General features: G+C 45.0%; 9 protein-coding genes. 7 read left to right on the forward strand and 2 right to left on the reverse strand.

The features are described 5' to 3' along the window. Nucleotides 1-374: 374 nt before the first annotated feature. The 5 genes from HXW94_RS09570 (at nucleotide 375) to HXW94_RS09590 (ending at nucleotide 5,877) form a co-directional block, all read left to right on the forward strand. A complete protein-coding gene (locus HXW94_RS09570; protein WP_178366678.1) occupies nucleotides 375-815 on the forward strand; it encodes a cyclic nucleotide-binding domain-containing protein in 441 nt (146 codons plus the stop codon). Nucleotides 816-849: 34 nt separating this feature from the next. Next, a complete protein-coding gene (locus tag HXW94_RS09575) occupies nucleotides 850-1,314 on the forward strand; it encodes an OadG family protein (RefSeq protein WP_178366679.1) in 465 nt (154 codons plus the stop codon). Nucleotides 1,315-1,380: 66 nt separating this feature from the next. Then, entirely contained in the window at nucleotides 1,381-2,508 is a 1,128-nt protein-coding gene (locus HXW94_RS09580) for a sodium ion-translocating decarboxylase subunit beta (protein WP_178366680.1), read from the forward strand. Nucleotides 2,509-2,775: 267 nt separating this feature from the next. Beyond that, complete coding sequence (locus HXW94_RS09585; protein WP_178366681.1) at nucleotides 2,776-3,672, forward strand: carbohydrate kinase family protein; 897 nt, start codon at nucleotides 2,776-2,778, stop codon at nucleotides 3,670-3,672. Next, nucleotides 3,673-5,877: an HAD-IIB family hydrolase gene (locus HXW94_RS09590; protein WP_178366682.1), complete on the forward strand. Its 2,205-nt coding sequence runs from the start codon at nucleotides 3,673-3,675 to the stop codon at nucleotides 5,875-5,877. Nucleotides 5,878-6,041: 164 nt separating this feature from the next. On the opposite strand, the gene scpC is transcribed toward HXW94_RS09590, so the two are convergent. After that, the gene (gene scpC, locus HXW94_RS09595; protein ID WP_178366683.1) at nucleotides 6,042-7,589 is read right to left on the reverse strand and encodes a succinyl-CoA:acetate CoA-transferase ScpC; all 1,548 of its coding nucleotides are present in this window, start codon (nucleotides 7,587-7,589) and stop codon (nucleotides 6,042-6,044) included. 505 nt (nucleotides 7,590-8,094) lie between these two features. On the opposite strand from scpC, the gene HXW94_RS09600 reads away from it, so the two are divergent. Both HXW94_RS09600 and HXW94_RS09605 read left to right on the forward strand, forming a co-directional pair. Further along, nucleotides 8,095-10,683, forward strand: a complete 2,589-nt coding sequence (locus HXW94_RS09600; RefSeq protein WP_178366684.1) for a hybrid sensor histidine kinase/response regulator — start codon at nucleotides 8,095-8,097, stop codon at nucleotides 10,681-10,683. 30 nt (nucleotides 10,684-10,713) lie between these two features. Further along, nucleotides 10,714-12,666: a methyl-accepting chemotaxis protein gene (locus HXW94_RS09605; RefSeq protein ID WP_178366685.1), complete on the forward strand. Its 1,953-nt coding sequence runs from the start codon at nucleotides 10,714-10,716 to the stop codon at nucleotides 12,664-12,666. A gap of 205 nt (nucleotides 12,667-12,871) precedes the next feature. On the opposite strand, the gene HXW94_RS09610 is transcribed toward HXW94_RS09605, so the two are convergent. Further along, complete coding sequence (locus HXW94_RS09610) at nucleotides 12,872-14,593, reverse strand: FAD-dependent oxidoreductase (RefSeq protein ID WP_178366686.1); 1,722 nt, start codon at nucleotides 14,591-14,593, stop codon at nucleotides 12,872-12,874. Between the last annotated feature and the right edge of the window lie 11 nt (nucleotides 14,594-14,604).

The raw sequence follows: 14,604 nt of genomic DNA on the forward strand, positions 1-14,604 counted from the left end.
ATGAAAACCTACTGGACCGATTTATTTCACACTTAGATTTGGACCCTATCTTGATAAAAAATACGCCTCAATACGAGGAACTGATAAACTACGGTGCTATTAGCGCCTAAATTTGTCCGAACCATTGAATATGAATGTAAATAATATTATGGCTTAATTTATATGAAACTTGAGACAAGATACAAGAAACAAGAGGGCGAAGCGCCTGTTTTGAAAAAAAACAAAACCCAGATTATTGGGAGATGACATTTTTTTTACATCTGATTGCCCTGGCCCGGATCGTTTTGCGCTCGACAGAATTTATAAAATATGCTTGAATATTCTTTCTCAAATGTAGCTTGCTTCAAACTCCAATGATAATTTTAAGGAGGCGTATGGACAGTTCTGCAGCATGCTTATCAGAATCTATCATTTTTAAGGGCCTTGATGCCCGGGATATTGACAATCTTGTTCCGTTGTTTTCACGGCGGACGGTTATGCCGGGTGAAATTTTGGCCCGGGCAGGTCATGGTACCCAGTTCTTTTTTCTTCTGGAAGAAGGAGCCCTGCTTGTCGCCATGGAAGAGGGCAGGGCAGTGGTACTCAACAGGCCAGGGGATTTTGCAGGCCTGTCTATGGTAAGCTTAAACGGCAATAATACGGCGACAATCACCGTGTTGGAAAAAGGGACTGTATGGGTTGTTCCCTGCCTTAAAATCCTTGATCTGAGCGGTCATGATACCCATACCGGGAGTATCATTATGGATGGATGGCACCAGTTCTGCAAGGAAAAAGCCCCCTTTTGTTTAACTCTTGCCGAAACAGGCGTTACTTAAAAATTTAATACTAAAGATACTAAAGAGGTGAGTCTTGAATGGAGTTGACGCGGTTGGCGTTCTTTATGGACTTGAGGCGATAAACGCCCATAATGGGTGGGCCATTTCTGTTGTGGGCGTTACTATTGTGTTTACAGGGCTTATCTCTCTGTCCGCCCTGATTTCCCAGCTTCATAAGCTGGTGGCCCTGTATGATAATCCCGAAAAAATAAAAAAGCTTTTTGCTTCGAAATCTAAGTCTGTTGCTAAGGCGGCGACCCCTAAAAAGCATCTGGTCCTTACTGAGCCTCAAAAACAGATATGCCGGCAGTATAACCTTTTGGCTCAGACCATGGATGATGTGATTTCTTTGCCAAAACTTTTGCGCATGGCCGAGCTTTCCGGCCTTAAAGACCCCCATGCGAACATAAGTCTCCTGATTAAATCCGGTATCCTGTGTGCCGATGAACAGGGATATTTCAGATGGGATGAGGATCGGTTCATCCGTGCCGTTTCTTAATTGAATTTTATTATTTTCATGGTTCTAAAACAAAACTTGATGATCGAGTAAAAGAAAGCGAAATTAATGGATATTTTATTTTTAGAATTTTTTCAGAACACCGGATTTTATCTGTGCGACTATCGAAATATTATTATGATCATCGTTGGTATGATCTTTATATATCTGGGCATTGCAAAGGATTATGAGCCCTTGTTGCTGGTGCCTATCGGATTTGGCATGCTTATGGGGAACATTCCGATTTTCAAGGGGCTGGGCCTTGGCATTTATGAAAATAATTCTGTTCTGCACTATCTGTATTTCGGGGTCACCCAAGGCATTTATCCGCCTTTGGTATTCCTTGGCATTGGTGCTATGACCGACTTTTCAACGCTTCTGGCACGACCGGTTCTTATGCTGTTGGGCGCTGCGGCCCAGGCAGGCATATTTATTACGTTTCTGGGTGCGCTGGCATTGGGATTTCTGCCCAAGGAGTCAGCAGCCATCGGCATCATCGGCGGGGCGGACGGCCCCACGGCCATTTTTCTGACCGCCAAACTGGCCCCGCATCTTATCGGCCCCATTGCTGTTGCCGCTTACAGTTACATGGCGCTTGTGCCGGTAATCCAGCCCCCCATCATGAAGCTTTTAACCTCGCGTAAGGAACGGCTCATCCGCATGGAAGAGCCGCGCCAGGTTTCCAAGCGCGAAAAAATGATATTCCCGGTTGTCGCCTTTTTGCTCTGCTGTTTTCTGGCACCTGCCGCTCTGCCGCTTTTGGGTATGCTGTGCTTCGGCAATGTCCTTAAAGAGGCTGTGGTTACAGAGCGCCTGGCTGTTACTGCACGCACGGCATTGATTGATATTGCCACCATTCTTTTGGGCCTTACTGTGGGGGCATCCACCCAGGGCGATGTCTTTCTTACCCGGAACTCGGTGAAAATTTTTGTCCTCGGCGCGCTCTCCTTTTGTATTGCAACCGCTTGTGGACTATTATTTGCCAAGTTCATGAATCTGTTTTTGAAAAAGAAAATCAATCCCCTGCTGGGTGCTGCCGGGGTTTCAGCTGTACCGGACTCCGCCCGGGTGGTACATGTTGTGGGGCAACGGGAAGATCCTTCAAATTTTTTGCTCATGCATGCCATGGCCCCGAATGTTTCGGGTGTTATTGGTTCGGCCATTGCCGCAGGCGTACTTTGGAGTTTAATGATTTAATCTGACGGTTTATTCGTATCCAAGATCCAAGAAACACCCAAGGGCATATTCAAGTATGTGCCCTTCATTTTTTAACGGTTGTCCACAACCGATGACGCATCATCGGGTTGACTTAATCCTTGGATTCATTCTATATTAAACAGCGTTGAATTTAAATAAAACATATGGCAGACAAACCTGCCGTCACACAAAATAAACTTCTTTAATTCCAGCCTATCAGGGCTGTTCGACGGAATTTTTATAAAAATTTCCGAGGTATTCTCAACTATGATCTTAGTCACTGGTGAAATTTTGTTTGATATCTTTCCTGAATATAAGCGCATGGGCGGGGCACCCTTTAATTTTGCCTATCACATGAAAAAACTTGGATTTCCCGTCAGATTTATTTCGAGAGTCGGAAATGACAGTTCCGGTGATGAAATTTTGAATTTTCTGGATAACCACGGCTTCAATCCCGAAGACATACAGATTGATCGCAATCGCCCCACTGGTACTGTGAAGGTGGATGTACTTGGTAAAGGTGAACATACATTTAAAATCGCAACAGATACAGCATATGATCACATTGATGCTGCGCCGATCCGTCAGTTAGTATCCGGGGCAAAGCCGGATCTCATTTATTTCGGCACCTTGATCCAGCGTACCCAGAACAATTTTGAATTGATTCAAGACATGTTAAACCGAAAATCGCCGGAGACCATATCTTTTTGCGACATTAACCTGAGACCCGATTGTTATACCGAGCATACGATCGTGGCTTCGTTGAATGCCGCAAACATTCTGAAACTCAATACCGATGAACTTGAAGAATTGACGTTCGATTCAAATGACAAGACTTCCCATAGGATGTCTGCCGGACAATTAATGCGAACCCACTGCCTTGAAATGATCATTCTAACCATGGGAGAAAAGGGAAGCCAATGGTTTACTGCAAACCAGGACCATTATATGGAACCGCCGGAAGCATCTTTAGATATTGTTGATACGGTTGGTGCTGGAGATGCCTATGCGGCAATGTCTGTGGCCGGCATCCTGAAAAATCTGCAGATTGAAGAGATCATCTCCTTGGCCGGCGAGTTTGCATCCCATGTCTGCAGCGTTCAGGGAGCATTGATTCAGGATCCCGCAGTTTATCAAAAATTTATAAAAAAATTGGAGAAATAAATGAATCATAGAGGCCTATATATTCAAATGTTCAGCATTCACGGCCTTATTCGATCGGAAAACATGGAACTTGGACATGATGCCGACACTGGCGGACAGATTAAATATGTTATCGAATTAGGCAATGCGTTATCCAAACATAAAGATGTCCATCGGGTTGACCTATTGACACGATTGATTTCGGATAAATCCTGCTCTGATGATTATAGCCAACCTATTGAAACAGTAAATGAAAAATTTCGCATTGTCAGGCTTCAGTGCGGCGGGAAAAAATATATACGCAAAGAGCTGTTGTGGCCGTTTATGGATGAATACGTGGATAAAACAATTAAATTCATAAAGAGTAAAAGAAAAATCCCGGATGTGATCCATGGCCATTACCCGGATGCAGGGTATGTGGCCAAAGAACTGGCCCGGTTTTTCGGCATCCCTTTTATTTATACCGGCCATTCATTGGGAAAATCAAAGAAACAAAGACTGTTAAATGAAGGTCAGAAAGAAGATGATTTAAATAAAAAATTAAAAATTGATCACCGGATTTCCATGGAAGAGCAGATTTTAAAATCAGCAGATATGATTGTGACCAGTACCCGCCAGGAAGTGGAAGAGCAGTATGGTTTATACCAAAACAGTAATCTGCCCAAATACCATGTTATTCCGCCGGGAATCGGCATTGAAAAATTTTGCCCGTATTACCATGAAACATGTTCCGATAATGAACATAAAGAAGAGGCCCTGTTTACAAGACAGTCGCTTATTAAAGAGCTGCGTCGGTTTTTCAGGCACCCCGAAAAACCGATCATTCTTGCGCTATGCCGGCCTGATAAGCGCAAAAATATTGAAGGGCTTGTTAGGGCGTATGGGGAAGATTATGATCTGCAGGCCATTGCCAATCTTGCCATTTTTGCCGGCATCAGAAAGGATATATCCCAGAAAGCGGACAGTGAACGGGATGTATTGACCCAGATGCTGCTGTTAATAGATAAATATAACCTTTACGGAAAGATGGCCATTCCCAAAAAACATGATTTTGAACACGAAGTGCCGGAGCTTTATCGTATTGCCGCGAAAAAAAGCGGTGTGTTTGTGAATTCCGCACTGGTAGAACCGTTTGGATTGACCCTTCTGGAGGCGCTGGCATGCGGATTGCCGGTGGTCGCTACAAATGACGGGGGGCCGAAAGATATCATTGATAATTGTCAAGGCGGTATTCTGGTGGACCCAACGGACACAAAGGCCATTGCCAAAGCCATTAAAGATATTCTGGTACACCCTGATACATGGAATGAATTTTCAAAAAACGGCATCATGAACACCCGTAAGTATTATACCTGGACAAGCCATGTAAACACATATGTTCAAAAGGTCAAATCCCTGCATCGAAAATACGAAACCCTGGAAATGGATATCAATGAACAACGCTTAACCATTGGAAAAAGATTATCAAAACTCGATTATTTGCTCATCACTGATATTGATAATACCCTGTTGGGTGGCAGCAATGAAAACCTTGAACGGTTGATGAAACTGATTCAGGATAACAGAGACAATATTGGTTTCGGTGTGGCCACGGGTCGCGTACTTAAATCGGCTCTGGATATTTTAGAGGCGAATAATATTATGATACCGGACATCATCATCTCCGGTGTGGGAAGTGAGATCACCTACGGTAAATCGTTGTATCGTGACAAAGGGTGGGAAAAACATATTTCCAAAAACTGGAATCGTGACTTGATCATGTCCCAGCTTGACGCGGTTGATTATCTTACCAAACAATCGGATAAATCCCAGACACCTTTTAAAATCAGTTATAACATGTTACCCGGCAAGGATCATCTGCCCCGGTTGCATCATCTGCTGACCCAGAAACGATTACGGTATACGTTAATCTATTCCCATGAAAAATATTTGGATATCCTTCCCTACAGGGCCTCAAAAGGCAAAGCCATACGGTACCTGAGTTATAAATGGGAAATTCCATTAAAAAATCTTCTGATCTGCGGCGATTCAGGAAACGATGAAGAGATGCTCAAGGGGGAACCAGCCGGTGTTGTTGTTGGAAATTACAGCTCGGAACTCGAACACTTGAGAAATATGAGAAACATATATTTTGCCCAAAATGACGCAAGTGGCGGTATTATTGAAGGAATTGAACACTACAAATTTATTCAAAAGGCCGGAGAAAGTCAACAACCCCTCGGCTGAAGACCGAGGGGCTTGTGGGGAAGCCCGCAAGCCCGGTTGATTAGCCTCAGCTACCCTAAAGGGATAGTGGTTTTACGCCTAAGCCATAAATAACATCGAAAAAAAAGCCCCGCCAAATTCCGGCGGGGCTTGGGGTGTCTCGGTAAGACGTATTGGGTTTTGTTTTATTTTTCCCAGAAACGCATGGTACCGTTTTCCATGAAGTTGGTGTGCATTTTGTAGCACTCATCCAACAACTGGGGTTCATGGTGTCCACCAGTTGCCTTGATGGCACGATCAACGTAGTCATGCATATAATCTTTGTAAGCAGGGTGCGCACACTTATCAATGACGACCCGGGCCCGATCAATTGGTGCCAGGCCACGCAGGTCAGCCAGACCCTGGTCGGTAACCAGAACATCAATATCGTGCTCAGTGTGATCCACATGGGGAACCTTGGGTACAACACCGGTGATGCCGAATTCATCAACCTTGGTGGCACGGCAAGCAGGACAATGCATTATGGATATGTAAGCGTTGCGTATAAAGTCGCCGGAACCGCCGATACCGTTCAACATGCGGGTACCGCTTGCATGGGTGGAGTTGGCATGTGCATATATATCAAATTCAAGGGGTGTATTCATGCCGATGACGCCCATACGGCGGATGAGTTCCGGATTGTTGGAAATCTGCTGGGGACGCATCATAACCATGTTTTTATAGGTCTCGAAATTAGCCCACCAATCAACAAATGCATCGTTGGACAGGGACAGTGATGTACAGTTGATGTATTTGCATTTACCTGAATCAAGGAAGGGGAGGAAGGTGTCCTGGAGTACCTCGGTGAAAACGGTCAAATCTTCAAAAGGACTTGCTGTCAGCCCACCGACAACAGCATTGGCAATGGAGCCCACGCCGGATTGCAGGGGCAACAGGTTCTTAGGCAGACGGCCGGCCTTCACTTCAGTCTGGAAAAAGTCAACGATGTTGTCGGCAATCGCCTGGGCAACATCATCGGTACCACGCAGCGCACGACCATTGTCAGGCAGCTTGGATTCGACAATGGCGACAATCTTGCTCTTGTCGGTGGGAACCCAGGGTGTACCGATACGCTGACGCAGATCCGTCACCGGAAGGATTTTCCGGAATGGCGGCAGATCCGTCAAAAGGATATCGTGCATGCCTTCGAAAGAAGGTAGCCCGGTATTAATTTCAACAATAATTTTGTCAGCGACATCAATGATTTCGGGCGCAGCGCCAACGGCACCGGACAGAATTATGTTGCCGTCCTCGGTAATGGCAGATGCTTCGATAACGGCCATATCAAGTCCGCCACCCTTCTCCTTGGTGTAAAAACCATACTTCAAATCCTGGGGAAACATTGAAAGGTGTTTGTCACCCATGCGGATTTGGCCTTTATTAATGGCTTTGCCAAGATTTTTACCTGTCTGGTAGGGCCAGCGGCGATCAATCATGTCCAGTGTGGCCATACGATCTTCAACTTCAGCGCCCACAGACGCGCCAATAAACAGGTTGAGTCTTAATTTGCCTTGCAGGTTGTTTTTCTCAACGTGATCACACAGGGCGATGGGTACAACTTTCGGATATCCGACCGGCGTAAACCCGGACATGCCGACGTCCATGTCGTCTTTAAAGAATTCAATACACTCTTCAGGGGTTTTTACTTTGCTGAGTAACTCTTTACAACGTACGCGTTCCTCTAATGTAGCCATACGCTCTTTTTCTCCTTAATTTTTTACGGGTATCGAAGAGATTCCCCACTGAAGTAGTATTATACTCACTTAAATACAGGGGGAACCGCGCCAGTTATAGGCCATACCGAAACAGGGTTTCAATAAAATAATGTTACAAGTCAGTCTTATATAATGCGTCGGGAAATGGAGTCAAGAAAAATTTTCGAAGCATCTCTTTCATAGAGCCCAAGCACTGCACCTGTAAAAATATTTATACTATTGAAAATAATCTTGACACTATTCACAACAATCATTGACAGCTCGATCTTTAATTTAGTCTGTCCACCGATCTGTTTAATATTTTAATACGCCTTTATGACCGAAGATAGCCGATGGATATTGTAACTTAGCACGCTAACTTTGGTTTTTCAGGCATACCTTTTGCTAACATGCATTTTGCTAATCTGCCAACAGATTTATGTGCAAGTGCAGAATATTATTTGGACGCATAATTTTATAACATACAAAACGATGAATTAAAACTATGGAAATTCCGAAAGAAGTAATGGAGACCCCCCAAAAACTGTCTTTATTTTTTATTAGCCTGGCCATCCTTACTGTTATTATCATTGCGATATATATCAACAAAAAGAGCCGATATGAATTGAGAGGTGCGGCTACCAGGCAGTATCGAATTCAGCAGCTGATGGAGGCAAAACTAGTCGCAGCCGTTATTGAAAAATATTTTGACCGATTTATTTCCGATCTCTATTTCATGGCAAATACCGACGCTGAACTGTCTTCAAACCCGCATTTTGAGGAATTGTTTTATAACCGATATAAGGGATTGCAGAAAATTACCTCCATACGATTTTTAGATACCAAGGGAATGTTGACATTTATTTGTCCCACTGAAGGATTTAGAAGGAAGTTGATTGGAAAAAGATACGATTTTGAGGATTATTATAAAAGCGCATTATCAACTGGAAAAATAGCGATTTCCAGTTTTCTTTATAATGAACAAAATGAACCAAGAATCAGGATCGCCGTTCCCGTTTTTACAAATGACCCGATAACACCCCGCATCAAAGGTGTTTTGGTGGGCTCCTTTGATCCGATAACTGTTTTAAATACGATTATAAAGCCCATTGTATCAGAGAAGGCTGTCGAATATGCATGGGTTCTGGATTCGAAAGGTTATTTTCTCATACATCCCGTTAAAGATCTTGAAGGTCAAAGTAGTTTTGGTGCCAGGAAGAAAAAAAATCAGGCCTTTTCATATGAGAAAATAGAAAGAATTCAGCAAAAAATGGTACAGGGCCATGAAGGAACGGATACCTATATTTCCGGATGGCATCAAGATCAAAAAGGATATATTGAAAAATTCGTGGCCTATTCACCGATAAAAATGGCCGATTCAACCTGGTCCATAGCGATTTGTTCTCCGAAAAGTGCCCTTGATACAGTCATTGAAAGAACCGAAAAATACCACGACTATACCCTGTTTTTCATTGTTATCATTTTTTCGACGGGAGGGATTCTTTTATTCAGAAGCAGCTATCAGCGGTACTGTTTGTACAAGCAGTCACTGAAATTAAAGGAACAAAAACTCAGTGCAATTACCCAGGCATCTCCGGTGGGGATCTGCCTGGTTAAACAGCGAAAAATTTACTGGGCAAACGAGAATTTGCATGCAATGTTCGGATATGACTATGATGATCTGGTGGGGAAAAGTACCTCAATATTTTACCCGGATAATGTCATATATCAAAAGATAGGTAAAGAACTCTATTCTGATTCTTCCACATTAAAACCGTTTCAGTCGACAAATCGATGCATCAAAAGGGATGGAACCGTTTTTCATTGTTCATTGAACAGTTGTCCTTTAAATGCCTTGGATCACTCAGAAGGATTCATTGTGGTTATTTGCGATATTACCGAAATAGTGACCGTTGAAAAAGAGAATATACGACTAAAAGAGCATATGATCCGAACCCATAGAATGGAGGCTATTGCTGTCTTGGCAGGCGGCATTGCCCATGATTTTAACAATATCCTTTTTCCCATTATGGGAAATGTTGAAATTCTATTGATGGATACTGCCGAAGACAGTGATTCCCATAAGTATCTGATGAATATCCTTAACGCATCAGGCCGGGCAAAAAAAGTGATCAATCAAATTCTCTCGATCAGCAAGGAAAGACAGGGTAACACAACTCAGATGCTGGTTCAGCCCATTATTAAGGAAACGCTTAGTCTTTTAAGAGAAAGCATTCCCAAAACCATCAACATCGTCCAGAAAATCGATATGAATTGCAGGCCCATAATGGCGGATCCCACCCAGATTCATCAGGTGATCATGAATTTGTGTACAAACGCCTATCAAGCCATGGAGGACGGCGGTGGAACACTTACGGTAGCGCTTTGTGAAACAGACATTGATGAAAATGAGTTACCCCGTTTTTTAACGCTGCAACCTGGCAGATACTTGCAATTGATAATTTCCGATACAGGCGTTGGCATGGAAAAAGAGATTACTCTAAAAATATTCGAGCCCTATTTTACAACCAAAGAAATCGGAAAAGGTACGGGGCTTGGTCTGTCGGTTGTCCATGGCATCGTTAAAAAAGCGGGCGGGGACATTAAAGTGATCAGTGCGCCGGGTAAAGGCACCTGTTTTTACATATACCTGCCTGTTCTTGGTTCATACATGGAAACCACATTACTTCCAAGTATTGGAAATAAGTGCATGAAAGGAACAGGGCATATTCTGCTGGTAGATGACGAAGAACAGATTGTAAAAATGGAAAAAAAATTTCTTCAGCGGATCGGTTATGACATCACTGCCTGTACAAGCAGTGGTCAGGCGCTTGAAATATTGAAGGCCAATCCGGATACATTCGAACTGGTGATTACGAATCTGACAATGCCTGAGTTAACAGGTAACGAGTTGGCCAGGGAACTGAAAAAGATTAATCCTGAGATTCCTGTAATTATCTGCACCGGGTTCGAAGAAAATTATAAAGAGAAGCGGATGGGTTCTATTAATGTCAAGGAAGTCTTACTAAAACCCGTAAATATGAAAGAATTGTCAAGAATTATATCAAAAACGATAAACACACCGGCAGGATAGAAAAACAATTAAAACAGGAGAGTAAAAAGCATGTCAACGCGTATTAAGCTTGGAACAAAAATCAGCCTTGGCTTCGGCATTATTCTGGTATTGCTGCTGGTAGCTGCAGCAACAGGTTTTAACGGACTGTCAAGAGTGGTCAAACAAATGAGCAATGCCGTTAACACCGGGAATCTGACGATGATGATGTACGAGGCGCGACAGCAGGAAAAAAATTTCATGCTCAGGGGGGAGCAATCCTATGTGAAAGCCGTCATTGAGCAATCGGATTTACTCAATGAAGAAATCAAATCAATCAAGGCACGCTCAACTAATTCCGAAACCCTTCAGCAGTTGGATGACATGGTTAATATGGCGGACAAATACCGGCAGGCATTTGATACTTATATTACCCTGGAAAACAGCATAAAAGAAGCGGATGCGACAATGGTAACATCGGCGCGGCAGATGGAAGCAGCCGCCAAGGCCATTCTTAAAGCGGATCGGGATGAATGTGAACGTCTGATAGCACAGAATGCAGATCCAGGTCAGATTGCAAATTTGATGAAGCGCGCTGAGAATACCGAAGCTATTATCCGACTGATGCTGCAATGTCGTCGCCAGGAAAAAAATTTTCTGATCCGCAAAAAAGAATCCTATTTCATCCAGGTCAACAGTATACTTGATGAAATCCTTGCAAAAGCACAGTCTGTAAGACCGATAATAAAGGCCGCAGAAACATACCGCCAGGCTTTTTCCGAGCTTAACGCATTGAAAGATTCACAAAATGAAATTAACGATACCATGGTGGCATGTGCCCGAAACGTCCAGAATACCGTCAAAATTTCACTGGACGGCCAGCAGCGGAAAACAGATCTCCAAATTATCAAAGCAAAGCGAATGATTCTCGGGATTGCGTTCCTGGCTATTGCCATGGGAATCGGTACAGCCTTTTTTATCAGACGGAGTGTTGTTTCTCAGCTTGGAGGGGATCCTGCCGATATTGTAGATATTACCAACAATATTGCGAACGGGAATCTGGCTGTCAAATTTGATCCGAAAAAAAATAAAGGTGTGTATAACGATATGAAACATATGGCTGAAAATTTGATCCATATGTTTAAGGATATTGCAGATGGTGTACAGACCCTGACGGCCTCTTCAACAGAATTATCTGTTATTTCCGAACAAATAACAACAAATGCGGAACAGACTGCGGAACGGTCCAATAATGTTTCCGCCTCTGCCGAAGAAATGGCAACCAATATGAACTCTGTTGCAGCAGCCACGGAACAGACGACTGTAAATATTCAAATGATTGTCACTGCCGCTGAGCAGATGTCATCCACCATAAATGAAATCGCCGGTAACACGGCCAAAGGCAGCGAAACAACGGCTGAGGCTGTTGAAACTGCAAAGCAGGTATCCTCAAAGGTTGATGAACTTGGAAGGGCGGCATCTGAAATCAGTAAGGTAACAGAAACCATTGCCGACATATCTGAGCAGACCAACTTGCTGGCCCTTAACGCAACCATTGAGGCGGCAAGGGCCGGTGAGGCAGGCAAGGGTTTTGCCGTTGTGGCAGGGGAGATTAAGGCACTTGCCCAGCAGACGGCCGAGGCCACAAAGGAAATAAGTGACAAAATTTTAGGCGTTCAGACAACAACCAGTGAATCTGTAACCGCCATTGAATCCATCGTGAAAATCATAAATGAGATCAACGAAATCGTTACCGCTGTTGCCTCTGCCATTGAAGAGCAGGCCGCCACGACCCAGGAAATTGCAAATAATGTCACCCAGGCCTCACTGGGAATCCGGGAAGTTAATGAAAATGTATCCCAGACATCTGTTGTAGCCGCTGAGGTTACAAGAGATATTACCGAGGTCAGCAATGCTACCGATGAAATGAATAACGGCAGCAGGCAGATTTTTACCAGTGCCGGTGAATTGTCTAGACTGGCTGAAAACCTGAATACAATGGTAGGCCGGTTTCAGCTGTCTTAGAGCCTTCTCATGGAATTGCAGCCGATTCATCAATTATCAAACAGGCTCTTAGGTCGGGGAGGGCACCCAAGATATCCGGATTAAGGAACCTGGGTGAATTTCAAGTCCCTTAACCGGGGTATCATCTTCATGTGCTGCTAACAGGGTGGGCCTGGCCTGGGATTGCCAAATCCCAGGCAGATAAGGCCCGCGGGTCCCTAACGGATTATCCGCCTTCGGGAATAAAATCCGGATCAGTGACCCTGATGATGGCATATCCTCCCTGAAGATTCTGAATGCGGGTGAATCCGTTCTGGCTCAGGATTCTCTGGCATTCAAAAGATCGGGCACCCGTACCGCAGAAAAGACAGAGGTCTTTGTCTTTGGGCAGTTCATTATAGCGTTCGCGCAGCTCAGTCTGGGGCAAAAAGAGCCAGCGGTCTGCCCCGTATTTGTCAATAAACGGCTGGGCTTCCACAAGTTCTCTTAAATCCACCACCGTGATTTCGCCTTTTTCGAACAGGTCAATAAATTCAGGCCAGTCAATGGGGCTGTTTCTCCCGTCCAGAATATTATCCAGCGTATTGCCGGCATTGTTGATCACATCCATGGCAGATGCAAACGGGGGGGCATAGCCCACTTCTAGGGTGCAGACCTCATCCACAGTCATGCCTTTGTGCAGCAGCGGCACCACAGCATCCACCCTGGCCTTGACAGCGTCAATCTGTTCCCCCACGGCCTCCACGCCCAAAACCCTGCGGGTGCATCTGTCGGCAATGAGCTGGACAAAAATAAATTTTGAGTTGGGATAGAAATGGGCCCGGTCAAACTGGGCCACCACAGAATGAACCGGATCAAATCCGGCGGCTTTGGCCTGGTGAATGGTCAGGCCTGCCGTGGCCACCCCTATGCCGAACACCTTGATGCAGAAGGTCCCCACAGTGCCGTCAAATTGGGCTGACTTGCCGAATATGTTGGAGGCAATGATCCGACCCTGGCGGTTGGCAAGAGAGCCCAAAGGCATGGGTTGCTGGTCGCCGGATACCAGATTGCGCACCTCAATACAATCGCCGCCTGCGTAAATATCCGGGTCCGTGGTTCTTAAATTTTTATCCACAATCAGGGAGCCGCACCGGCCGACAGCCAGGCCTGCTTCTGCCGCAAAGCCCGTGTTGGGGCGAACCCCCACGGCCATGATCACAAGGTCACATTCAATCACTTCGCCGTTGACCTCAACCCCGGTAACGCCGTTTTCGGCATCTCCAAGGATTTTGGTGACCTGGGCCCCGATTTTGACATCGACCTCATTGTTCTCAAGTTCTTTTTCAACAATAAGGGCAATATTGGGACCAATGGCAGTGGGCAGCACATGGGGGGCCATTTCCACAAGGGTGGTTTCCACGCCCCACAGATCGGTCAGGGCCTCGGCCATTTCAACGCCTATGGCACCGGCACCGATAACTACGGCATTTCCCACGGCACCCTTGCTGATCAACTCCTTGATGGCTTGGGCATGATGAAGGTTGGACACAGGATATACGCCCGGCAGGTCAGCGCCGGGGATGGGCGGGGTAAAAGGTGTGCCACCCGTGCCGATGACCAACTTGTCATAGGGCATGTCAGACTCGGTGCCGTCTTCAAGATGACGTACTTTCAGCTGTTTGTTTCTGCGGTCAATGGCGATGGCTTCCACCCGGGTAAGTACCTCAACCCCTTTGACTGTGCGGAAAAATTCAGGATCCCTGGCCTGGTGGGCCGTGGTGGAGTATAGTTCTTCGATTTCTCCGATGTCCCCGCCGATATAGTAAGGAATACCACATCCGCCGTATGAAATTAAGCTGTCTTTGTCAATAATAGTGATTTCACAATCAGGATCAAGCCGCCTGAGACGACTCGCCACTTTGGGGCCTAAAGCCACCGCACCGATAATAATGATTTTTTTTGCCATGAAAACCTTGT

Origin of the sequence: Desulfobacter latus (assembly GCF_013389365.1) — a bacterium.
Lineage (GTDB): Bacteria > Desulfobacterota > Desulfobacteria > Desulfobacterales > Desulfobacteraceae > Desulfobacter > Desulfobacter latus.

Excerpts from the sequence above, each read along its gene's own strand:
- HXW94_RS09600 (WP_178366684.1), top strand. The coding sequence starts at position 8,095 with ATGGAAATTCCGAAAGAAGTAATGGAGACCCCCCAAAAACTGTCTTTA.
- HXW94_RS09605 (WP_178366685.1), top strand. The coding sequence starts at position 10,714 with ATGTCAACGCGTATTAAGCTTGGAACAAAAATCAGCCTTGGCTTCGGC.
- HXW94_RS09585 (WP_178366681.1), top strand. The coding sequence starts at position 2,776 with ATGATCTTAGTCACTGGTGAAATTTTGTTTGATATCTTTCCTGAATAT.
- HXW94_RS09570 (WP_178366678.1), top strand. The coding sequence starts at position 375 with ATGGACAGTTCTGCAGCATGCTTATCAGAATCTATCATTTTTAAGGGC.
- HXW94_RS09590 (WP_178366682.1), top strand. The coding sequence starts at position 3,673 with ATGAATCATAGAGGCCTATATATTCAAATGTTCAGCATTCACGGCCTT.
- scpC (WP_178366683.1), bottom strand. The coding sequence starts at position 7,589 with ATGGCTACATTAGAGGAACGCGTACGTTGTAAAGAGTTACTCAGCAAA.
- HXW94_RS09610 (WP_178366686.1), bottom strand. The coding sequence starts at position 14,593 with ATGGCAAAAAAAATCATTATTATCGGTGCGGTGGCTTTAGGCCCCAAA.
- HXW94_RS09580 (WP_178366680.1), top strand. The coding sequence starts at position 1,381 with ATGGATATTTTATTTTTAGAATTTTTTCAGAACACCGGATTTTATCTG.